The organism is Pseudomonas alliivorans (genome assembly GCF_017826695.1).
Taxonomy (GTDB): Bacteria; Pseudomonadota; Gammaproteobacteria; order Pseudomonadales; family Pseudomonadaceae; genus Aquipseudomonas; species Aquipseudomonas alliivorans.
The window spans coordinates 661,644-686,479 of the sequence record NZ_JAFFZW010000001.1 but is presented as its reverse complement, the minus strand read 5'-3'; the positions used below and the strand labels follow the sequence as shown (position 1 = coordinate 686,479).

At 63.0% G+C, this 24,836-nt stretch carries 5 protein-coding genes; all 5 read right to left on the bottom strand.

The genetic code is table 11. The features are described 5' to 3' along the window. Positions 1-31: 31 nt before the first annotated feature. The 5 genes from JTJ32_RS03010 to JTJ32_RS02990 are packed head-to-tail and all read right to left on the bottom strand — an operon-like array spanning position 32 to position 24,148. Positions 32-901: a TauD/TfdA dioxygenase family protein gene (locus JTJ32_RS03010; protein WP_210040765.1), complete on the bottom strand. Its 870-nt coding sequence runs from the start codon at positions 899-901 to the stop codon at positions 32-34. 55 nt (positions 902-956) lie between these two features. Beyond that, the gene (locus tag JTJ32_RS03005; RefSeq protein WP_210040763.1) at positions 957-1,145 is read right to left on the bottom strand and encodes an MbtH family protein; all 189 of its coding nucleotides are present in this window, start codon (positions 1,143-1,145) and stop codon (positions 957-959) included. Beyond that, a complete protein-coding gene (locus JTJ32_RS03000) occupies positions 1,132-10,332 on the bottom strand; it encodes a non-ribosomal peptide synthetase (protein WP_210040761.1) in 9,201 nt (3,066 codons plus the stop codon). Before JTJ32_RS03000 ends, JTJ32_RS03005 begins: the two co-directional genes overlap by 14 nt. Further along, positions 10,332-14,444 carry a non-ribosomal peptide synthetase gene (locus JTJ32_RS02995; protein WP_210040759.1) on the bottom strand — a complete coding sequence of 1,371 codons (4,113 nt, stop codon included), beginning with the start codon at positions 14,442-14,444 and terminating at the stop codon, positions 10,332-10,334. Before JTJ32_RS02995 ends, JTJ32_RS03000 begins: the two co-directional genes overlap by 1 nt. Next, positions 14,441-24,148, bottom strand: a complete 9,708-nt coding sequence (locus JTJ32_RS02990; RefSeq protein WP_210040756.1) for a non-ribosomal peptide synthetase — start codon at positions 24,146-24,148, stop codon at positions 14,441-14,443. The genes JTJ32_RS02995 and JTJ32_RS02990 overlap by 4 nt, the downstream gene beginning before the upstream one ends. Positions 24,149-24,836 lie beyond the last annotated feature (688 nt).

Here is a 24,836-nt window from a genome sequence, read left to right as displayed (position 1 = left end):
CCTCCGGACAGACGCCGGGTTGGCCAAAGGCTCACGCCCTCGGCCGTGTCCCCAGAATCGTGACGCGCTCGCCATAGCGTGAATGGGGAAAGTAGTCCCAGACCGCGTGGTGCTGCGTGGAGCGGTTGTCCCAGAACACAAGGGTGTTGGGTGCCCAGCGGACTCGGCAACTGAGGATCGGCTCGCGGGCCACCAGGTCGAAGAGCATGTTCAGCAGGGCCTGACTTTCACTGCCTGACAGTTGAACGATGTGCGAGGTGAAACCCGAGTTGACGAACAGCGTCGGCCTGCCGGTTTCCGGGTGGCGGACCACAACCGGGTGTTCGCTTTTGGGCAGGCCTTCGGGCGGCGTGAAGCCTTTCCAGGGGATTTCGCCGTCATGGATGGCGGTCAGTCCGGACAGGAACTGCTGCATGGCCGGGGACAGCATCTCGATCGCCAGGTGCATGTTGGCAAACAGGGTATCGCCGCCAGTGCCGATGGCCGGGGTTTCCTTGACGTAGAGCATCGAGCCCATAGAGGGCTCGAGGTCGGCGGTGCCGTCTGTGTGCCAGGTTTCACCCGCGACGAAACGTGACTGGGCGTTGGCGCGAACCACCACCAGTTCCGGGTCATCGCCATCAATGCTGTCCACCGGCAGCGCACGCAACTCGCCGAACAGTCGGCCGAACGCCTTGTGTTGCTCCACGCTCAGGTGCTGATCACGAAACACCAGCACATGATTCTCCAGAAGCGCACGGCGGATTTCGTTGAGTTGCTCGTCATTCAGCGACTGCGACAGGTCCACGCCGCTGATCTCGGCACCGATGACAGGCGTCAGCCTGTCGATACCGATGCTGTGATACGGCGCACGCGACGCGCCCGCCATACGCTCGATGGCTTTGAGTGCCAATTGATCCATGTTCCTTCATCCTCTTGTTGTCATATCCGATTGCCAGGCTGGTCAATGCGACCGATCACCCTTCGCGCAACGAGCGCGGCCGCATGTCGGTCCAGTGCTCGGCGATGTGGTCCAGACAGGCTTGACGCTCTCCACACACCCCCGCCTTGTTCCAGCCGGCGGCCATCGGTTTACCCACCGGCCAGATGGAATACTGGCCTTCATCATTGGTGACCACTTCGAACTGCGCATCAGGTTCGTTCATGTCGCTCTCCGCATGTCTGCTCAATCAAGTCGGCATTGATGATCATGGCGATGGTCTGCGCCCAAGGGCTGGCGACGATGCCGTAGTGGTCGGTGTCCATCGGCTGCCAGCTCAGCATGTTCGGCACCAGGGCCTGCCACGCGGTCTTGAGCGCTGGCAGTTGCCACTTGCTGCCCATGCCGTAGGGATTGGGCTGCGTGGCAATGAACAGACGCGTCGCCGTCACAGGCAATTGCTCGGGTCGATGGTCCGCCATGCCGGCCATGTTGTTCTGGCAACAGACGATCAGGCGTTGCAAGTAGCGCGGCGTGTCCTCGCTTGCCATATCAGCGGGCCGACGCGCCGAAAACTCGCGCTGAAAGACCTGCCGAATGTGCTGCTCGTCAATCTGCGCCAGCTCGGCGCCGGCGTCCGGTGCGGGCGGATCGATCAGGTACAGCGTCGGCTGCGACAACGCGCAGTTCTGCGCCAGGCTGCACATCGCCTGCGCAACCCAGGCGCCGAACGACCACCCAGCCAGACGCCAGGGCGTGCCGTCAGGGTGACCGTCCTGCACAGCCCGCCAATACAGTTGTGCACGCTCAACAAGACTGATGGCTGGCAATTCGGGCAAACGCAGCGCCGGATCGGCAATGACTCGCACGCCAAGCGCCGGATCCAGCGCCGAAACCAGTTCCCGATAAGCCTGAACATCGCCGCCCACCGGGTGAATCAGATACAGCCAGTCGCGGCCTGCACCCGGGCTCCACTCATCGATGCGGACGGCTTCAGCCCAGGCAGCTCCGGCGGCTTCGCTGGGGTCAGTGCTGTCGGTCTGCACCAGTGCAAGCACCTCGCGCAGGCTGACCTTGTGACTGAACCGCGACAGCTCGACCACCACACCCGTCGCCGCCTGCAGTTCGTCGATCAGGTCCAGCAAGGTCAGTGAGTCGGCGCCTAGTTCGTAGAGCGAGTCATCTTCGTCCAGCGCTGGCACACCGAGCCATTTGCACAGGCAGTCATGCAGGCGAGCCCGCAGCCCTGCGCCCTGCTCTTGCGCGTGCGATGCCGCCGACGTCGATGCCTGAGCGGCAGGTTGCGCCGCAGCCGCCCCCTGACCATGACGAACCGGATAGAACTGTCGTGCCGTCTCGATGGATGTCGTCGAGATCAGCAGTTGTGGCAGTTGAGCACTGAGCGCCAGATCAAATACCTGACAGCCTTCCTGCGCCGACATGCCGACGGCCAGATGCCGCTGATGCACGGCATCCCCTGCTCCGGCGCTTGTGGCCATGCCGATGTCACGCCAGATGTCCCAATTGATGCCGAGCCGCACACAATCGCTGGCGGCGTTCGGGCGGTAATGGGTGAAGCCATCCAGAGTGCCGCTGGCGGCGGCGTAGTCCAGATGACCGGCACCGCCGAACAGCGCAGCCATCGAGGAGCAGTACAGCACGAACTTCGGCGTCATCTGCTCAATCAGCTCTTCGACCGCCAGCATGCCGAGGGTCTTCGCAGCCATTGCTTCAGACAACGCGCGGGCATCACGGTGACGAATCAGGCTGCCAGCGCCAACGCCTGCGGCGTGAATCACCCCGTCAAAGGTTGCGTAACGCCGCTCGAGTTGCTCGAGCACCGTCGGCCAGGCTGTTCGATCAGCGATGTCGGCCTGAACAAGATCAATGCACGCGCGGTAAGCCAGCAACGCCTCAGGACATTCCCCATGACGCGACAGCAGCACCACGCGCCGCTGAGCATTGTTTCGTAACAGGTGCTCGCACAACGTACGGCCAATGCCACCGCTGCCACCAATCACCAGAAACACGCCATCCGGTGGCAGCAGATCGGGATCGACGGTTGATGTCATGACCGGACTGGTCTGCAGATGCGGCTGCCACAGGTAATGGTCGCGGATGGCCATGCGTCTCGGTGCTGCCGCAGGGTCTGCCAGCAGCGCGGCCAGCGCTTCAGGTCGAGCGGCCAGTTGCGCGCTGTTCAGGTCCAGCCAGTGGCAACGCACCGGGTATTCCTGCGGCACCACTTCGGTGATTCCGGCCAGGGCCGCCAGTTCCGGACGCTTCGACTCGCCATACACGGGGCATGCCTGCCATGACACCAGCCACAACCTCAACGCGGGCGTACGAGGCGCCTGGCCCCAGCTCTGCAACAGCGCACTGACGGTATCCAGACACGCCCACTGCGCGGCTGCCAGGCTTTGCTCGTTGACCCTGCCGGTGACCGACAACGGCAAGGCATGCAGCCAGTCCAGCTCAAGCGGTGTCGGCTGATCCCCGTCCGGGCTGGTCAAAAGATCCAGCAGGCGAGCAAGGCCCGGGGTGTCCAGCGGATCCAGCACAAAGCGGTCGGTGGCGAGCCGCTGAAAGCCATTCCCCGCCGTGACTTCGACCACTCGCCGATAGACCTTTTGCAGGCAGCTGCGCAGTGTCTCGTCGAGGGTCTCGTGGCTGCACACCACCAGCAGGCCCCGAGCTTGAGCCGACAGGCGCGAACTTACGCGCCTTACCCGCTGCCATTGCCGTTGATAGAACCAGTCAGCGACCGGCTGTCGTTCGGCAATTGTTTCGGGCGTGGACGATGCCTGAAAACGGTAGGTATGCAGATCGAAGGCCGACGGCGGCAGATCCCAGGGCGGTGGCGCTGAACCTGTCGGCCAGTCAATCGTCGCCCCGCCATACCAGGCATCGAGCAAGGCATGCGGCGACTGCTCGCTGGCTGTCACGCGAGTGTCCGATGGCACAACCTCCTTGATCAACGAAGGCGGCAGGCTCACTGCTTCATTGACTGGGCAGATCATCGCGAAGCGCCAGCGCAAGGCGCGGCGCCCGGACTGCAGATGACGCAGCACAGCGGCCCGCTGTTCAGGAAAGGTATTGAGCCAGGTTTCGATCACCGCCATGTCCCGTTCCAGCGCCGATCGACTGTGCGCCGAAAGCAGCAGGCACGGCGCGTCGTCTTGCGAGGTGCTTTCGTCCTGCGCAGCCGCGCCGACAATCACATGGGCATTGGTGCCGCCGATGCCAAAACTGCTGACCCCGGCCAGGCGTCGACGCCCTTCGGGCCATGGCCGGGACGTGGTCGGGATATAGAACGGCGAGTGTTCAAGGTCGATCTGCGGGTTGATCCGGGAGAAGCCGAGGTTGGGCGGGATCACACCATGGAATACCGCGAGCGTCGCACGGATCAGCCCGACCACGCCTGCCGCTGCGCCCAGGTGACCGATCTGGCTTTTCACCGAGGCCAGCGCACAGCTGGCAGCCGGAGCAGGGCCAAATGCCTTGCTCAACGCCGCGAACTCCACCGGATCACCCAGCAGGGTGCCGGTGCCGTGGGCTTCGATATAGCCCATGTCGGTTCCGCCCACACCTGCCTTGCCCATGGCATCGCGAATGACTGCCGTCTGCCCCGCCACCGACGGCGCGGTGTAGCTCATCTTGCTGCGACCGTCGTTGTTCAGCGCCGTGGCTTCGACCACTGCGTAGATCCGGTCGCCATCGGCCCTGGCGCGAGTCAGCGGTTTGAGCACGACGACGCCATAACCACTGGCGCCAATGGTGCCGCTGGCATCCTCGCTGAACGGCCGACAGAGCCCATCGCGAGAAAAGATGTGCTGGGAACGATGGCGATACCCTTCGGTCAGCGTCGGATCGACCAGCACGCCAGCGGCCAGCATCACGTCGCTGTCACCCTGACGCAGCATGGCGCCGGCCAGATGGACTGCGATCAGCGAACTGCCGCACGCGGCCTGAACACTCATGGCCGGGCCGGTAAGGTCCAGGTGATAAGCGACCTTGGTGGCCAGAAAATCCTTGTCGTGATGCAGCGCCATTTGAAAGCCATCCGGCAGATCGCCGTCGGCGCTCTCGCGCAGCATCTGCTGGAAGTACGTGGTTTCGCCGCAACTGGCAATCAGGCCGATGCGTGGACCGTCGACCTTTGGAACCATCCCCGCGTGCTGCAACGCCTGCACACAGGCCATCAGCAAGTGCCGCTGCTGCGGGTCCATCAGACGGGCTTCCTGGCGGCTGATGCCGAAATACTCGGGGTCGAAATCCAGCAGACCCGCAAGCTGACTGCGAGCCCCCACGTGCCCCTCGGCGGCGGCAAACTGCTCGATGCCCACGTGGTTACCCTGAATCATCGTCCAGAACTCGGCGAGGTTCTGCGCGCCGGCCACATTGACCGTCATGCCAATGATTGCCATCGGCTCTTCGCTGGCATCAATGGCATCGACGTCCTGCTCGCGCTCGACGGGCGCTGACAGGGAATTGCCCAGATGGTGCGCTAGACGCCGTACGGTCACGTGCTCGAACAAATCAGACATCGAAACGGCCTGCGGCAGCGCCTGCGCATAGCGAGCGTGCAGCCGCATGAGGCCGAGACTGGTCGCACCGGCCTCGAAAAACGTTTGATCCGGATCGATGGGACGCCCGATCACCGCCACGAACAGCTCGCTCAGTTGCTGCTCCAGCGGGCTGAGTGTCGCCACCGGTGCCGCAGTGAACGAACGTTCCAGCACCACGCCCAGCCCGTTCAATGCCTTGCGATCGATCTTGCCGCTGGGCGTGCGTGGCCAGACGTCGAGCTGGCGGTATTCATTGATGCGCACATGGGCTGGCAGGTGCAGCGCAACCTGGCGATCCAGCGCCTGAAGATCGGGTGGCGGTGTACCGTCCAGGTGCAGACAGGCCGTGAGGCGCTGCGGTTCGTCCTGAAGGGTCACGACTGCATTGATCACCGACGGGTGCTGCATCAAGGCCGCTTCAATCTGCCCCAGCTCCAGGCGCTGACCGCTGATCTTGACCTGCTGGTCGTCACGCCCCAGATAGTGCAAAAGACCCTCCGCGTCGGCGCAGGCCAGATCGCCGGTGCGATAAAACAATGCCGTGCTGCCGTCAGGCCGTCGCAGTTCGACAAAGCGCGTGGTGTTCAGCGCAGGATCGGCGAGGTAGCAGCGGGAAATCATCGGCCCGGCCACCAGCAGATAGCCCCGATTGCCAACCGGCACAGGACGGTCGAAGTCATCCACCAGCAGCAGCAGCGCGTTGCTCACCGCCCGCCCGATGGGCGCACGTAACGGCCAGTCCCGAACGGACGCCGGCAAGCGCCAGGCGCTGACCACATGGGTTTCAGTCGGGCCGTAATGGTTGAACAAACGCGCCTGTGGCATGCCGCCAAACCAGTCGCGCAGCGCATCGGTGCACAGCAATTGTTCACCGGCCGTTATCACCTCGCGCAGAACCTGCGGGTACACCTGCCGGCTGACGGCGGTTTGTGCCAGATGCTGAAGGGCCACGCACGGCAGGAACAACCGTTCGATACGTGCTTCGAGCAGATAGTCCAGCAATGCCTGCGCATCCTGACGCCAGCGCGGCTTGATCAGGTGATAGGTTCCGCCGCCGCACAGGGTGCTGAAAATCTCCTGAAACGACACGTCGAAGGACAGCATGGAGAATTGCAGGGTAACGGATCGTGCAGGAAGCTGCCCTTGGGTTCGCTGCCATTGCAGCAGGTTGCAGAGTGTCATGTCCGGCACCTGCACACCTTTTGGCGTGCCGGTAGAGCCCGACGTAAACAGGGTGTAGAGCGGCCGTTCGCCATGGTGGCGCGTGCGTTGCAAGGTTTGTGGCGCGGCATCAAGGTCGATGCGATGGCAGACGAAACGGTCGGCAGCCAGTTCATTCAGTGCCGTTTCGGTCGCGGTGCTGAACAGCAGGCAGTGCGGCTGCGCCTGTTGCAACACCTGACGCTGAACGGCCAGCGGATAGCCAGGGTCGAGCGGTACGGCGGTCAGGTTGAGTTTGGCCAGAGCCAGCAAGGCAACGATGTGTTCGACCGAAGCGTCCAGATACAGCACCACTTGCAGCGGCTCGTTTGCCTGATCGCTCGCCGGGTATTGCTCGGCCAGAAGCGCGGCCAGAGTATCGGCCAAGGTATTCAGCTCGGCGTAACTCACCTGGCGCCGGTCGTCGACCAGTGCGATGGATTGCGGCGTGAAATGCACCTGATGTTCGAACCAGTCGGCCAGGGTCGTGAATGGCGGCTCGGCGCTGTCGCCGACACTGGCAGGCGGCAGCCAGAGGCGATGCGGCTCCAGCACGTCATGCAGCGTCGCGCTCGGGCGCTCCATTAGCACGTCCAGACCTCGTTGAAACAGGGTGTTGATGGCGTCGATCTGTGCCGCATCGAAATGACTGCTCTGGTATTCCCACCAGCATTCAAGCTGCGACCCGCCCTCCACCACCAGCAACGTCAGCGGACACTTGGCCTGCAAGGTTTCGTTGAATTCAAGCGTGGCGTGCAGCGGCCCGTCAGCGAGGCTGGCGTAGTCGGTGTTTTCCAGCACGAACATGAAATCGAACAGGGCGGAACCGGACGACAGCCGCAGGTCTTCGACCAGATCGGCCAGAGCCACATCCTGCAACGCCAGCACCTCGCGCACGAGGTTGGTCTGAATGCGCAGTTGCTCGCTCAACGTCACCTCATGGTTGAACGCAGCGGGAATCAGAACGGTGTTGGCGAACATGCCCGGCGCATGCTCGAACTCCGCCAGCGGCCGGTTCGATACCGGACTGGCGATCCTTGGCCGCTCGCAACCGGTCAGGGCATACAGGCTCCAGGCGTAGACACTGAACAGCACGTCGAAACGGGTAAAACGCCGGCGACTGCAGAAGCGATCCAGCGCGACGCTGCGCAACTCGCCCAGCGGCTGCCGGTACAGGCGGGCGTGTGGGCTCATGGCACGCACCGGCAACAGCGCCGATGACGGCGTTTCCTGGCGACGGTGCAGTTCGGCCAGCGCCCGACGCTGATCACGGTATTGCGGGGCTACGCGCCACTGACGCTGCCATTGGGCGAATTCCAGCGTGGTCAGGCTCGGCATTGCATCGGAGGTGCTTCTACCTTGCGCCGCCTCTTCGTACAACTGCGCCAGATCATCGAACAGCAGGTTCATCGACCAGCCATCGGTGATGATGTGGTGCAGGTTCATCAATAGCCGACAACTGCCATCGGCAAAGGGCAGCAGCCATGCGCGAAACAGGGTCGGCGTCGCCAGATCGAACGGCGTGTCGAAGACCAGCGTCGCGAAGCTGCGCCAGGTGTCCTGCGTGAAATGCCCGGCCGCAAACACATGGCATTGCGTGCCCTGCTCGGCCACCACCTGGTACAGCCCGTCAGGACCGGACTCGAACGCCATGCGCAACGCCGAATGCCGGGCCACGAGGCGGTCCACTGCATCGGCCAGCGCCTGAACCTGAATCCCGTTCGCCAGGTGCAGGATGATCGGCACGTTGTAGGCGGTCGAGTCCGGCGTGCGTTGCTGCAGCAGCCACAAACGGCTCTGCTCGGCGGTAGCAGGCTGACGCCGTGCGTTGCCGATGGCAGGTGCGACGGGATAACCGGAGGCGATGTGCTGCTCGGCATTCAAGCGTTCGGCGAGCGCTGCAAAGGGTTCGCTGAGCAGCACACCCATGGTGATATCCCGCTGCCAATGGGTGCGAATCATTGAACGAAGACGCATCGCTTTGAGCGAATCGCCGCCACTGCCCAGCCAGTCATCCTGAGCGCACAGCGCAGGTTGCGACAACAACATGCGAACCTGACTCAGCAGCCAATCCAGCGCCACTGGCTGCGCCTCGTCGACAGGCTCTTCGATGTCCGCGCGCCAGGGATCAAGGGGCTGGGCCAGCAGTGCGGCGCGGTCGATCTTGCCATTGGCGGTCAACGGCAGTCGCTGCACCACGAACAATTGATGCGGACGCATCCACGGCGCGAGTTGTGCACGCAGATGAGTGTCGAAGTCGCGATAGTCCAGCCGGTTTCGCGGCACGATGAACGCCAGCAACTGATGGTCTTCAGCTGCATGTCGTCGCGTGCAGACGTAGGCCTGGGCGACGCCTGAGTGTTCCAGCAGACGCTGCTCGACTTCGCCCGGTTCGATACGAAAGCCGCGAACCTTGACCTGACGATCCATGCGCCCCAGGTACTCGATCAGTCCATCTCTGTTGAGCCGCACCTGATCGCCAGTTCGGTAATAGCGCCGCTCTGCACCGGCGGGGTCGCGAAGTTGCACGAAACTGTGCGCCGTGTCGTGCGGACGATTGCGGTAGCCACGCGCCACGCCGCTGCCGCTCAAGTACAGCTCGCCGGCTTCGCCCTGCTCGATCGCGCGTTGCTGAGAGTCCAGAACGCACAACCCTGTGTCTGGCAACGGACGGCCGATCGGCACCGAATCACCCTGAAAACTTCTGGGGATCGGGTACGCCAACGCGAAGGTGGTGCACTCGGTAGGTCCGTAGGCGTTGAAGATCCGGCACTGGCTGTCAGGATTGGCTCGATACCAGGCGCGGACGGCGGCAGCGCTGACCTGTTCGCCGCCGATCAGCACCTGACGCAGACTGGCGAAGCAGGCCGGGAAATCGGCGCTCAAGGTATTGAACAGCGAAACCGTCATGAACAGGTTGTTCACCCGCTGCGATTCGAGCACCTCGGCGAATCGTCGTGCATCGTGAAGGTCGTCGTCGGCAATGATCACGCAGCCGCCCCCGTTGACCAGCGGTGCCCAGACCTCGAAACTGCACGCATCGAATGCCGGATTGGACAGGCAGGCGAACCGGTCGGTAGCACGAATTTCGATGTAACCATCAGGCTCGGCAAGCCGCAGCAGACCGCGCTCGCCGACTTCGACCGCTTTCGGTGTGCCCGTGGTGCCTGAGGTGTAGAACAGGAACATCACCTCGGCAAAGTGTTCGGCAAGCGGCTGGACGGGCTCATCGGGATACGTCAGCAGCGAATCGACGCCGACCTGCCAGACCGACGGCGTCCAGTCCAGATCATCCGTCAGGGTGACCAGACCGACACACCCCGCATCAGCCAGCATCAGCTCCCGACGCCCCTGCGGGCTGGCCGAGTCCAGTGGCACCACCACGGCACCGACCTTCAAGGCACCCAGCATGGTCGCCAGCCATTGCCAGCTACGCGGCATGCTCAACGCGAGTGATTCGCCAGGTATCACGCCGCGCGCCTGGAGCCCACGGGCGATACGCTCACTGGCACTGGCCAGTTGTGCGTAGCTCAGATGTGTCTGCCGGTCGATCACCGCCAGCGCTTGCGGCTGGCGGCGGACCTGTCCGGCAAAACGGCCCAGCAAGGTTGCCGGGTTTGGAGGACCGCTTTCGTGACCGCTCATCAATTCGCCTCCTGCGTATCGAAACGCTGCAGCTCGTGCCTGAGCGCCTGAGAGACGCGATGCACTTCAGCGCTTTCCAGCATGTCCCAGTGCCCGCCATGCACCAGCCTGGCCAGATAGCCATTGCCTGCACGGCGGCGCCAGAACGCGCGCAACTCATGGAGTTGCCGGCGACTGAAGCCTTCACGCGCCTGAATCAGCACGATACGGCCGGCGTGCGGCGCACAGTCATAGGCCGCCATGGCGAGCCTGTTATGGTTGTAGAGATGAAAATAGCGCTCGACCTGAGCGTCTTCGATGCCCGGATACATACCGTTGAAGCGCACCAGCTTGTCGCGAAACTCGGCCATGTCCACGGTACCGATCTGCTGTCGGAAACCCGGATCGTCAGAGCCCTGAGTGTCGAGCAGCACCACGGTTACCTGACGATGCCCCGCCGCTGTGAGGCGCCGGGCCATTTCATACGCCACCAGCCCACCGAAGGACAGGCCGGTGAGAATCAGCGGCCGAGTGGTCATCGGTTCGATCAGACGCAGGTATGCCTCGGCCATGGCTTCGACAGTCGGCTCGGTGCTTTCCCCGGGGTTCAGGCCCGGCGACTGAACGCCGTAGACACCGACGTGCTCCGGCAGGACTTTGGCCAGTGACAGGTAACAGAACGCCGTCCCGCCCGCCGGGTGAATGCACACCACATTGCGTCGCCCTTCGCCCCGGCGAAACTCGATCAGGTTGCCTTGTGCAGCGGCAAGGTCGGCGCCGGTGCGCAACCAGCCGCCAAGGGCTTCGATGGTCGGGTGGGCCATGATCACCCGCACCGGCACTTCGACGGCGAAGGTCTGACCGATCTGATACGCCATCTTGATGGCCGCAATCGAGGTGCCACCAACGTTGAAAAAATTGTCGCGAATGCCGATCTGCGGTGCGAGCAACAGACTCTTCCAGATCTGATAGAGCGCCAGTTCGATGTGATCCCGAGGACTGCCGAGGTTCACCTTGCGCGCAGCCAGATCCTGATCCGCCAGGGTCGCCAGCGCATCACGGTCCACCTTGCCATTGGCAGTCAGCGGCAGCTTCTCCAGCCAAAGGTAGGCGCTGGGCAACACCGCGCTTGAGAGTGTCACCGCCAGATGCGCGTGCAATGTGGCTTCGTCCAGCGGTTCGTCAGCCACATAACACGCGACCAGACGATGATTCTGCGCCGTATCGCCGACCATCAGCACCACGCAGGCACGTAAGGTGGGGAACATGTCCAGTCGCGCTTCGATCTCGCTCAGCTCAAGGCGCACGCCGCGCAGCTTGACCTGAAAATCGTTGCGACCGAGAAACTCCACCTGACCGTCCGCCCGATAGCGCGCCAGATCGCCGCTGCGGTACAAGCGATCCCCAGCCACGAACGGGCTGTCGATGAAGCGCTCGGCCGTCAGCGCATCCAGTCCGAGATAGCCCCGCGCAACGCCCACACCACCGATGTGCAGTTGGCCGGTGACACCGACCGGCACCGGCGCATCGTGTGCATCCAGCACGTGCAGGCGGTTGTTGGCGATGGGTCGCCCGATCGGCAACTGACGGGCCGGTACTTCGGCGCCGGGCTCAAGGGTCCAGATGCTGTTGATGACCGTGGTTTCGGTGGGGCCGTACACGTTGTGCAGGCGGGCATTGGGCAAGCGTTCCTGAAAACGCCGGGCCAGGGCCGGTGACAGTTCGCCGCCACCGCTGAACACGTCCGTCAGCGAGTGGCATGCTGTCACCTCATCGACGTCCAGAAACAGTTGCAGCATGGCAGGCACGAACACCATGGCCGTGACCTGCTGTTCACGAACGACCTGTGCCAGATAGCCCGGTTCGAAATGCCCGCCGGGACGCGCAATGACCAGCCGCCCGCCCGTGGCCAGCGGCCAGAAGGTTTCCCAGGCCGAAGCGTCGAACCCGAACGGAATCTTGTGCAGCATCGCGCCGGATTCGCCGCAGACCTGCAAGCACCACAGCAGCAGATTGCTCAGGCCGCGATGCGCCACCATGACGCCCTTGGGCAGCCCGGTGGTGCCTGAGGTGTAGATCACGTAGGCGAGATGATCAGCGGTCAGTCCGATACTGCGCGGATCGATATTCTGTGTGGCGCGCCCGGCCCAGCGTCCGGCGTCGGCCTGGACGTCGAGCACCGGAACGTCCCAACCGGCATCCTGCTGCGCCTGCCGCAGAACCGAACGGGCGTTGCCCAGAGTCAGCAGCACGGCCGGACGGCTGTCGCAGAGCATGTGGCCGAGGCGGCCGACCGGGTAATCCGGGTCCAGCGGCACATAGGCGCCGCCCGCCTTGAGCACCGCCAGCAGGGCCACCGGCAATTCCAGCGAACGCTCGATGCACACCGCCACGCGGACATCCGGACCGACGCCCTGCTCGCGCAGATAGTGCGCCAGCCGGTTGGCCCGGGTATTGAGCTCGGCATAGCTCAGCGACTGGTCCTCGAAAACCACCGCACGGGCGTCTGGATGCAGAGCGGCCTGAGCCTCGACCAGGCTGTGTACGCATTCAGCGACCTGCCCCAGCGGCGCCGAACGGTTCCATTCGTTCAGCATCCGCTCACGCTCTGCCTCGGTCAGCAATTGCAGGGCTGCAATCGGCTGCTTGGCATCCTGCGCAATCTGCTCCAGCAAATGCCGGTAATGCGCGCTCAAGCGCTCGATGGTGGTGACGTGGAACAGGTCGGTGTTGTATTCGACCAGCAGGTTCAGCCTGCCATCGCGCTCGACCCATTCGAAGGCCAGATCGAATTTGGCCGTTGCGCTGCCGGTGATGTAGGGCGCCATCTCGACGCCCGGCAACTGCACCGCAGCACCGGGCGTGTTCTGCAGCACCAGCATGACCTGAAACAGCGGCGAATACGCCGTATCGCGCTGCGGGTTGACCGCTTCGACGACCCGGTCGAACGGCACGTCCTGATGGGTATGCACATCCAGCAGCGTGGTGCGTACCTCACGCAGCAATTCGGCAAAGGTCTGCTGCGGGTCCAGGCGCTGACGAATCACCAGCGTATTGACGAAATGTCCGATCAGCGGCTCGACCTCGGGACGGGCCCGGTTGGCGAACGGCGTGCCGATGCACAGATCCTGCTGACCGCTGTAGCGCCACAGCAGCACAGAAAGCGCGGCCGTGAGCACATTGAACAGCGTGCCGCGGGTTTCCCGGCCCAACGAAGTGAGTGCGCGCAAGGTCGTGGCGTCGAGCGATGAACTGAAAGTGGCTCCTGCATAACGCTGCACCCTGGGCCGTGGCCGGTCGGTGGGCAGGGTCAGCAACAGCGGCGCATCGCTCAGCGTACGCCGCCAGAAATCGAGTTGCTGTTCCAGCGCCCCGCCGCCAAGACGTTGCTGCTGCCAACAGGCGTAATCGGCATATTGCACCGCAAGCGGCGGCAGGCTTGAAGGTTGTCCACTCAGAAAATCAGCGTAGAGCGCCGTGACTTCCTGCAGTACCACGCCCATGGACCAGCCATCGGCAACGATGTGATGCACGCAGTACAACCACAGGTATTCGTCGTCGGCCAGTCGCAGCAGCGAGGCGCGAAATAATGGCCCCTGAGCGAGATCAAACGGCACCTTGGCGTCGCGCTCGACAGCCGCCCTGATGGTCGCCTGGCGCTCGGCCTCTTCCACGTCACCCAGATCGGTCACGGCCAGCACCAGCGGCATGGCCGCATGCACCACCTGACGCGGCTCGCCGTCAATGCTGCGAAACGTGGTACGCAGCATTTCATGACGTGCGATCAACCCATTCAACGCCCGCTCCAGCATTGCCACATCAAGCGGCCCTTTCAAGCTGACGGCCGTCGGTACGTTATAGAACGCACTGCCCGGTTCAAGCTGGTCGAGGAACCACAACTGGCGCTGTGAGAACGACAAGGGAAAGTCCGCCTGGCCTTCACTGCGTCGAGGAATCGCGGCTGGATCGGCACCGCTCAACCGGGCGATCAGTTCCAGCTTGTGACGCTTGAGCGCCTGCAGCATTTCTTCCGTGAGAAAACCACGCGGCGCCTTGCAGCGCAGTTTGTCGCCATCCACTTCGAGCGCAACGGCATGGCGGTCGAACAGTTCCAGCAATTGACAGGCGTTCATATTTCAACCTCTTCCATGTCGCAGTCGTCAGGCAGTTCAGCGCGTGGATCAGACGCGAACGCTTCGATGTGAACCCTGTGTTGCTCACCAACGGCACGCAGACCGCCCACCATCGAGTAGATCAGCCGGTGACTCGCGCCCAGGTCGAACAGCGTGGGCAATTGCTGTTCTTCAAGCGACCCCATGCCACACAGCCCGAGACCCTGGTCGACTGCCGTCATGGTCAGCAATTGCGCCATCGCACCGGTTTCGATGTGGCAGAAGTCGCGGCTGCGCTCGCCGTACAACGGCTCGATGGCGGCCATATCGGCGATGAAGAACAGCGAGAACGCAGCGTTTTCATACACCGGCCGATTGACGAAGTAGTCGTAGGTGTCCGGGTCGAGCACCCCGCTGTCCAGCGCCAGCAAACGGTGCTGCACAGGGTCGTAGTAATACGCGCCGCCGGGCACGCCGTTGACCCGTTGCGGCTTGATATAGAGGTAGGCCTGAATCGGGTAGAGACCGCCTGCGGACGGAAACTGGTATTTGACCTGAGCGTCCAGCTGTCCCTGCGCCAGACTGGCCAGCAACTCGGCAAAGGCCGCTGCCTCGACCGGCCGCGGCGCGTACTGGCGCACCGAGCGGTAATCACTGAAACGCTGTGTGTAGCGGCTGTCGTCGGGCCGTTGCAGCCGCACTTCCGGCAGATCCCGATCGAAGGCGCGACGGCCGCGCTGGTCGGCCTTGAAGCGCGCCCGCTGATCGGGGTCTTCGATGACGTTACCGACGGCTTGCTCAGGTTGAACCACTGGCTCCCGAGCGTGGCTGGCGACAGTGCTCTGCGCTTCACTCTGCCGATACAGGGCAAGCAGATTCAGCAGCGTCGGCTGCGCGAGCAATTGCGCGACATTGGGACGGAAATGCAGTTCGCCGGACAACGCGTTACTGATTCTGACGATGTCGATGGACGTCGCGCCCAGGCTCAGCAGGTTGGCATCGGCGCTGATCGCCGAGCGTTTGAGCACCTCCTGCACGATGGCAACCAGACGCTTTTCCTGCGCGCCCTCAACCTGCAGAACCGGGCCTGACAGAGGTGCTTGCTCGGGTTCTGGCAGACGCTTTTTATCGACCTTGCCATTGGACGACAGCGGCCATTCCTGCACGAAGGTGAACGACGACGGCACCATGTAGGCCGGCAACTTGTCGGCCAGATAGTGAGTGAAGTCACCTTCCTGCAACGCCGCATCGTCCTTGAGCACATAACCGGCAAGACGTTTTTCGCCCAGCGTGTCACCGAGAATTCTCACCACGGCGCTCTGCACGCCAGGATGTCGATTGAGCACCGCTTCGATTTCGCCCAGTTCGATGCGATAGCCCTGAACCTTGACCTGCGTATCTTCGCGCCCCAGAAACTCGATGTTGCCATCGGGCAGCAAACGCCCCAGATCACCGGTCCGGTAAAGACGCTCTCCGGTCAACGGATGGGCGAAGAAGCTGCCAGCGCTCAGCCCCTCATCACGCCAGTACCCTTTGGCCAGGCCGATGCCGCCGATGTACAACTGCCCGGTCACCCAGGTCGGCCGACGCTGCAGTGCTTCGTCGAGTACATGGAAGCGCTGATGATCCAGCGCCTTGCCATAGGGAATGCTGCGCCACGCCGGGTCGACATTTTGCAGCGGATAGTGGATTGACCAGATCGACGCCTCGGTCGCACCGCCCAGGCTGTTCAGGCTCAGATTCGGCCATAACGCCCAGGCACGTTCGGGCAGCGTCAGGGGAATCCAGTCGCCGGACAGCATCGCCACACGCAGGCTCGCCGGCAATGCACCGCGCTCACTTTCCACGTATTCCAGCAGCATGCCGAACAGCGCGGGCACCGAGTTCCACAGACTGACCCGATGCTCGCGAATCAGCATCATCCAGTGCGCAGGATCGAGCGCCTGTTGCGGATCGAGCACCACCACCGCAGCGCCTGCCGCCAGCGTGCCGAAGACGTCATAGACCGATAGATCGAAGCTCAGGGATGAGATCGCCAGCACCCGGTCCGCCGGGCCGACGGCAAAGCGACGGTTGATGTCGAGCAATGTGTTGACCGCGCCGCAATGGTCGATAACCACACCCTTGGGCATGCCGGTGGAGCCCGAGGTGTAGATCACGTAAGCCAGATCAGTGGGGGCACGATTGAAGGGCTGCAATGGGGTTCGATCTGTCGCAAGCTCATCGGTCACGGCCAATACGTTGATCCGCAATGGCCACTCGATGCGCGTGACCATGGCGGGCTGGGTCAAGGCCAGACTCGCCTCGGCACGCTCCAGAATGTGCCGAAGGCGTTCGGCGGGAAGCGTCGGATCGATGGGCAGGTAGGCTCCGCCCGCATAGTGAATCGCCAGCGTCGCCACCACTTGTTCCCAGCCGCGTTCCATCACCACCGCGACCAGTTGATTGGGCACGACGCCCAGCCCTTGCAGCCGTGCGCCCAGCGTTTTTGCCTCTGCGCGCAGCTGCCGGTAGCTCAACTGCCGCTGCACCCCGATCACCGCCAGCGCGTCGGGTGTCGCCAGCGCCTGCCGGTCGAACAGTTCATGCATCAATGGCGATTCGACCGGGAGATCAACTGGCGCTGGCAAGCGGACCGTCGGCACCAGTTGCGGCGTGCTGGCGCTCCAGGCGGAGGGTTCGAGCAGCGCATCCAGCACTGCGTTATAGGCCACGAACATCTGCTCGATCAGGCCGTCGGGAAACAGCTCGTCGATGCTGTCCCAATTGAACAACAGGCGCCCTTCCAGCTCCAGCAAGGTATGGTCGAGCCACACCTGCGGGGTCTGGGTGATGCTGTGCATGTGCCGGGCGTTCAACGCATCGGCAAGGTTGAATTCCGCCAGTTCCGGCGCGGCTTCCGACAGGGTGCTGTTGAACACGATGGGCATCGCGGTCTGCTGCACGCCGCGGGCCTGGGACAGTTCACGCAACACACGCACGCCGCTGACCGCCGAATGATCGATGTCCTGCCACAGCCGCGCCTGCACCGAACGGGCCTTGTCGGTGAAGCTCGCATTGCCGTCGATGCTGACTTCCAGCAACACCAGTGAAGTGAAGTCGCCGATGATTGCATCGACGTCCGGGTGCAGCGGCATGCGGTTGAACAGCGGCAGGCTGAGGGTGAAGCGTGGTTGACGACTCCACAGCGCAAGCACTTCGCTGAACGCGGTCAGCAGCATCACCGACGGAGTGACGGCAAACTGTTTGGCGACGGCCTTGAGCCGTGACCATTGCCCGGCCGACAGTTCGCGGTCGCGGCGGGTGAAGTGTGGCCGGGCGATGCTGTCCGGCTGACAGACCAGAGGCAGGTCAGGCGCAGGCGCCAGCGTGGCCACGCGTTCGCGCCAGTAATCGAGCGCCTGCCCGTAGCGGCGTTCATTGCGCAGTGCGTGTTCGGCCAGGACGTAGTCCCGGAACGTCAGGCCCGGCTCAGGCAGAACCCGTTGAGGATCGGCGTAGAACGCCATCAATTCACGCGCCAGAATCTGCGTACTCGCGGCATCCACGATCAAGGCGTCGAGGCTGATGTGCAGATGACTGATACCGTCATCGAGCAGCGACAGACTGAATTCGAACAACGGCCAGCGACTGGCCTCCAGCACCTGATGCGACTGGCGCTCGCGGGTTGCTTGCAAGGTCTGTAGCGCCGCGTCTGCAGGCAGTCCGCGCAAATCACTGCGTGGCATGTGATAAGTCGGTACGGTTTCCAGCACCTGTTGCGTACCGTCACTGAGAAACACCACACGCAGCATGTCGTGACGCTGGATCATGCGATTGAGCGACTGCTCGAAGCGCGCAATATCGAGGTCCGGAATGCGCAGCTCTTCGTAACCGTGAGCGCTGACACCGCCAAGGCTTACCGAAGCTTCGCGGCCGAACCAGTAGGCCTGCTGAATATCGGTGAGTGGAAAAGGCTCATGCCGCGCAGCAGCATCCGCTTCGATGCGCAGCGGGATCGCTGGCGGCTGGCAGTCATCCTCGCGAGTGCTCTTTACCTGCGCCGCCAGATCCATCAGAACCGGCGTCTTGAAAAGGCTGCTCAAGGACAGTTGCGCACCCATGCGCTGATTGATCGCGTAGATCATCCGGGTGGCCAGCAGCGAGTGCCCGCCCAGATCAAAGAAGTTGTCGTGGATGCCGACCCGCTCGCACTTGAGCACTTCGGCCCAGATCAGCGCCATCTGATGCTCGATCTCGTTGCGTGGTGCCTCGTAGCGGGCAGAAGACTGACGCTCGGGCGCAGGCAACGCCTGGCGGTCCAGCTTGCCATTGCGGGTCAGTGGCAGTTGCGCCAGCGATACCCAGGCCGTCGGAATCATGTGTTCAGGCAGATGGCGCTGCAGCGCGTTGCGCAGGGTTTCAGGGGCTGCGCTGCCGACCACGTACGCCACCAGAACCTTGTCGCCCGGCACGTCTTCGCGCAACAGCACGGCGACTTCCTGCACGCCGGGTTGCTGGTGCAGCAGGCTTTCGATCTCGCCAAGTTCGATACGGAACCCACGCAGCTTGACCTGCTGATCGATCCGGCCCAGGTACTGCACGTTGCCGTCGGCCTGGAAACACGCCAGATCACCACTGCGATACATGCGTGCGCCGGGTTGCGGGCTGAAAGGATCGGGCAGGAAACGCTCGGCGGTCAGGTCGGGACGGTTCAGGTAACCACGCGCCAGACAGGCACCGGCGATGTACAACTCCCCCGCCACACCGACAGGTTGCGGATTCAGGTCGCGGTCCAGCACGTAGAGCCGCGTGTTCGCAATAGGACGCCCGATGGGTGGCGCGTCCGGCCAGTGTGCGGCGTCACTGCACGCCAGGCTGAACTGGCTGACCACATGGGTTTCGGTCGGGCCGTACTGGTTGTGCAGCCATGTACCGCCGAGCCTTTGAACAAAGGCGCGCAGTTCATCATTGACCTGCAACGCCTCGCCTGCGGTGATGATTTCGCAACCGCCCTCCGGCATGGACGCATCGGCCTCGGTCAGGCCCGCCAGTTGCTGCAGCACGGCGAAAGGTAGAAACGCCCGTTGCACGCCCTCCGCAACCAGTGTCGAGCGCAAAGAAGCCAGTTCCTTGCGGCTGGTTTCGCTCATCAACACCAGGCTGCCGCCCTGGCAAAGCGTGCTGCAGATTTCCTGAAACGATACGTCAAAATTAAGCGAGGCAAACTGCAACACCCGGCGCGGCGTGTGTACATCATCGAGCTGCCAGGCAATCAGGTTGTCCAGCGCGCGACGGCTGTGCGCAACGCCCTTGGGCCGTCCGGTGGAACCTGAGGTGTAGAGCACATACGCCAGATTGTCCGGGCTGACCCTGACCTGCGGATCGGCGTCCGAACGCTGCGCCCAGCTTTGCGCGTCGATGTCCAGGCAGCAGACCGGCAGATGACTGCCGGGCAGCGGCAGCGCGTCGACAAGCGAAGACTGGGTGAGCAGCAGGCTCGGACTGGCGTCGCTGAACATGAAGGAAAGGCGCTCCGGCGGATAGGCCGGGTCGAACGGGACGTAAGCGGCACCGGTCTTGAGAATGGCCAGCAAACCAATGACCATCTGCGGCGAACGCTCCAGACACAAACCGACGCGCTGTTCAGGTCCCACACCTTTTTCGATCAGGTAACAGGCCAGTCGGTTGGCGGCGCGATTCAGCTCGCCGTAGGTCAGCGTCCGGCCATCGGCACGCAGCGCCTCGGCGTCGGGCGTACGCCGAGCCATCGCTTCGAAACGCTGCACACAGTCGACTGTCGGTAGACCTCGCTCGGTGCGGTTCCAGTCATTGACGATCCGATGCCGCTCCTGTGGACTGAGCAAATCGAGGCTCGACAACGACCGATCGCTGTCACTGGCCATCTGCGTCAGCACGCGGCTCAGGTACTCCCCGAACCGCACCACCGTCTCGGGCTCGAACAGACCGGACGCATATTCAAGCCCACCGACGATCTGCCCGTCCTGTTCGCTGAGTGCCAACTGCAGGTCGAACTTGGCCACCTGTTGATGAGCGAGGATCGGGCTGATGTCCAGACCGGGCAGGATCAGGTCCGAGTCCTGATCCTGCTCCCAGGCGAACAACACCTGAAACAGCGGGCTGTACGCCAGACTGCGCGGCGGATTGAGCAACTCCACCACATGATCGAACGGCAGGTCCTGATGCTCCTGCGCATCCAGGGCAACGCGACGCGCCTGTTGCAGCCAGCTCGCGACCGACTGCGCCGTCGCAGCGTTCTCGGACCGGGTCATGCGCAGCGCGAGGGTGTTGACGAAGAAGCCAATCAGGCCGTCCAGTTCCTGCTGGTTGCGGTTCGCCGAAGGCACGCCGATCACCACATCGTGCTGTCCGGACAAGCGCATCAGCACCAGCGACCAGGCGGCCAGAAGTGTCATGAACAACGTGGTGCCCTGCTGCATACCCAACGCCTTGAGCCGGGCCGTCAACGCACGGTCAACTATCAGCGGCACAAACCCGCCTCGGTAATCCTGTACCGCAGGGCGTTTGTGATCGGTGGGCAGCTCCAGCAGTACGAGTGCACCGGTGAGGGTTTCGCGCCAGTAGCGACGTTGCGCGTCCATGACGTCACTGGACAACCATTGCCTTTGCCAGGCGGCGTAATCGACGTACTGCACCGGCAACGGCGGTAAGTCTGCGTCACGATCCTGCAAAACGGCCTCGTACAACAGGGCCAGGTCGCGGGTGAGCACGCCCACGGACCAGCCATCCGAGATGATGTGATGCTGGGTCAGCAGCAGCGCGTGATCGTCGTCCGCCAGCCTGATCAGGCTGGCGCGCATCAGTGGCCCGCGAGTGAGGTCGAACGGCTTGGCGCCCTCCTCGTCCATCAGCTCGACAAGGCGCGCCTCGGCATCCGCGTGACTGCGCAGATCGATCACCGGCAGCGGCATGCCCGAGTCCGGCGCGGCGACTCGCTGTCGACCTTCGCCCTCAACCGCCACGAACGTGGTGCGCAAGGCCTCATGACGCGCGACCAATTGAGTGAAGCTGCGTTCCAGCGCCGCGACGTGCAAGGTGCCGCGCAGGCGAAGGTTCAGCGGCATGTGATAAGCCGCGTTGCCGCCATCCATCTGTGCCAGAAACCACAGCCGCTGCTGGGCGGACGACAGCGTTTGCGCATCGCCTCGATCAATGACCGTTATCGCCGGACGCGCAGCGCTTTGCCGGGAATGCAAACGCTCGGCGAACTCATACAGCACGGGCGTGGCAAACAGCTCAGCGGGTGACGCCTCCATACCCAGTTTCTGCCGGACCTGAGCCAGCACGCGCATCACCAGCAACGAATGACCGCCCAAGGCAAAAAAGTGATCGTCACGGCCGACGCGTTCGACCGCCAGCACATCGCGCCAGATGGCCGCGAGCGCGGTTTCCAGCGGTCCTTGGGCTGCCTGAAATTCGCTCCGATCAAAAGCGTCAGCGTCCGGTGCAGGCAACGCGGTGCGGTCAATTTTTCCGTTGGGGGTCAGCGGCAAGGCAGCCAGACGCACGAACGCGGCAGGCACCATGTAATCGGGAAGATGAACCTGCAACTGTTCACGGAGCGTACGTGGCGTCAGGACGGCACTGTCATCGGCGCAGAACCAGGCAACCAGGGCCTGAACGCCCCGCTCGTCTTCGCGCAGCAATACCAGAGTTTCCCGAACGCCGGACACCTGCGCCAGCCGCGCTTCGATTTCCCCCAACTCCACGCGCAAGCCACGCAGTTTGGTCTGAGTGTCGTTGCGGCCAATGAATTCGATATTCCCATCGGCGCGATAACGGGCCAGGTCGCCGCTGCGATAAAGACGTTCGCCCTTCACGAACGGGTTGTCGATGAAGCGCTCAGCGGTCAGTTGGGGCAGGTTCAGATAACCGCGCGCAACGCCTGCGCCACCAATGTACAGCTCGCCCGTGACACCCGTCGGTACCGGAGCACCGAAGGTGTCCAGCAGGTAAATCCGGGTGTTGGCGAACGCACGCCCGATGGGCAGCGCGCCCCCGATCAGGCTGTCGGCATTGACCTCGAAACAGCTACTGTCGATGCTGGCTTCGGTGACGCCATAGGCATGAACGATCTGCACGTGATCGCCACACAGCCTGCTCAGTTGCCGGGCGCTGTGAGCCGTCCAGATATCCGAACCGCAGACCACCGTGCGCATGAACGACAGGTCTTGCCCCTTGCTTTCCACCCAGGCGAGCAACGGGTTGAGCACGGCCGGTACAAAATCGGCGAAACCGATGCGGGCTTCACTGAGCAGACGATAAAGCGCCGGCGGGTCCATCAGGGTTTCACGCGGGCACAGCACCAGGGTGCCGCCAAAACCCAGCGAGCGGATCAGGTCGGCGCTGAACACGTCGAAAGAGAAACCTGCCATTTGCAGATGGTTGAGCGGTGCGCGCAGGTCATACCGCTGTTCCCACGCGGCGCTGACTGCGCGCAGCCCGTGATGCTCGACCATGACGCCCTTAGGCGTGCCGGTGGACCCTGAGGTGTAGATCACATACGCCAGATGGCGAGCGGTGAGACCGACCGCACGAGGGTCGGGGTTGTCCGCAGGCTGCGCCGCCCACCGAGAGGTTTCAGCCAGATCCAGCAATACGGGCAGCACCGCGCAACCCTCGAGCGCCGCCTGCAAAACCCTGTCTGCCGACTTTTGCGTGAGCACCACAGGTGGCGCACTGTCAGCGAGCATATGGGCCAGACGGGCCTGCGGATAACCGGGATCCAGCGGCACATAGGCGCCGCCAGCCTTGAGCACCGCCAGTACGCCGATCAGCATGTCCAGCGAACGCTCGACGCAGATACCGACCCGTACATCCGGGCCGACGCCCAGACTGCGTAAATAGTGGGCCAGGCGGTTGGCCTGAACGTTGAGCTGTTCGTAACTCAGCGCATGCTGCTCGAATCGCACAGCGACGGCTTCAGGTTGAAGACTCACCTGTGTTTCGAACAATTCATGCACATAACCATTCTCGTCGAACGACTGCTGCGTTGCGTTCCAGTCGTGGATCAGTCGCTGGCGTTCCGCGTCCCCGATCATGTCGATCGACAGGAGGAGCTGTTCAGGCTGCTCGACCATTTTCTGAAGTGTCCGGCGCAGGTAGCCGACAAGGCGCCGGGCCGTCGAGGCGTCAAACAACGCCGTTGCGTAATGCAGGTGCCCGTCGATGCGCCCCTCTGTTCCGACAAGACTCAAGGCCAGATCGAAACCTGCCGGCAAGGCCTGATGGTGGTCACCGACACACACCACCTGAGCGACTGGATACGCATTCTGCACAGGGTAATGCCGGGGCGCCTCATCGACTTCACGATGCACATGGTCGAGCAACTGGTTGACCGTCATGGCGTTGGTCAACGGCACCCGCAGCAGCCGCGAATTGTCACAACCCGGTGCGCGCATGCCGACCATGATCTCGTGTTGACCAGACAACCGCGCCAGCACTGCAGCCCAGGCAGCAAGCACAACAGCGAACAGGCTGCAGCCATCGGAACTCAGCGCTGCCAGATGGTGAACGAGCGACTCATCCAGCTCGAACACCTGCGCGTCGCAGCGCAAATCCTGTACACGCGGTCTGGGACGATCCACTGGCAGCTCCAGCCACTGCAGCGCGTCCGCCGACCCGTCCTGATCGCAATTGTGTTGTACGGACAAAGAAGCGGAATGCGCAGGGCTCTGCCCACGCGAAGAAGATCTGTCGAGCATCGGAAATCACCGTCCATGACTACTTTTTTTATGTGAAGGCGGCCATGCACCGATCGCTCAGGCAGGCGCCAGGCCCCGACGCGCAGGCCGGAATGGTTCAGGTTTCAGGATCGAGCGATCAGGGGGAAGGCGCGGCGCGGGCTCGCGGGCCCAGGGTGTTGTCGTGCGTAAAGACGACCTGGAAGACCGACTGAATGACTGCAAGGCGCAGGCATGCCGGAGACACGTCATGGCGTGACTCGCGTGCAGCGAAGATTCGGGAAGGCGCTATGGCGACGTCGATCGCACGAGCCTTGAAGCTGGAAATTGCATACCGCCTGACCACTTTAAACCTCATCTTTCGTTTGAGGGTCAACGACGGGGAATGGCCTGCGCAGGGGTGTCAGCGCCTGGGTTGTCCCGATCGGCTGAGATTGCCCGGCTTGTAGTCATGGCAATCCTTGGCCCGGGTTCGTGACCCGGAGCGCAGCCGATAATAACCATGAATATAAACGCGAAAGCAAACAAAAAGTGACAAATTCGAAAGTCTTCACAACATCACTTGCGATATGGATAACAGACGTAAGTATGGCGACTCACGTGAACTAATTGGTTCAAAAAAATGATATCAAAACGCCCTAACCCTGTGTGAATCCTGCCCTCCAGGCGCCGCCACGTACAAAACTTCGAACGTCTCGCCCCCTGCTTA

Coding starts and splice junctions, on each gene's coding strand:
- JTJ32_RS03010 (WP_210040765.1), bottom strand. CDS start 901: ATGGATCAATTGGCACTCAAAGCCATCGAGCGTATGGCGGGCGCGTCG.
- JTJ32_RS03005 (WP_210040763.1), bottom strand. CDS start 1,145: ATGAACGAACCTGATGCGCAGTTCGAAGTGGTCACCAATGATGAAGGC.
- JTJ32_RS03000 (WP_210040761.1), bottom strand. CDS start 10,332: ATGAGCGGTCACGAAAGCGGTCCTCCAAACCCGGCAACCTTGCTGGGC.
- JTJ32_RS02995 (WP_210040759.1), bottom strand. CDS start 14,444: ATGAACGCCTGTCAATTGCTGGAACTGTTCGACCGCCATGCCGTTGCG.
- JTJ32_RS02990 (WP_210040756.1), bottom strand. CDS start 24,148: ATGCTCGACAGATCTTCTTCGCGTGGGCAGAGCCCTGCGCATTCCGCT.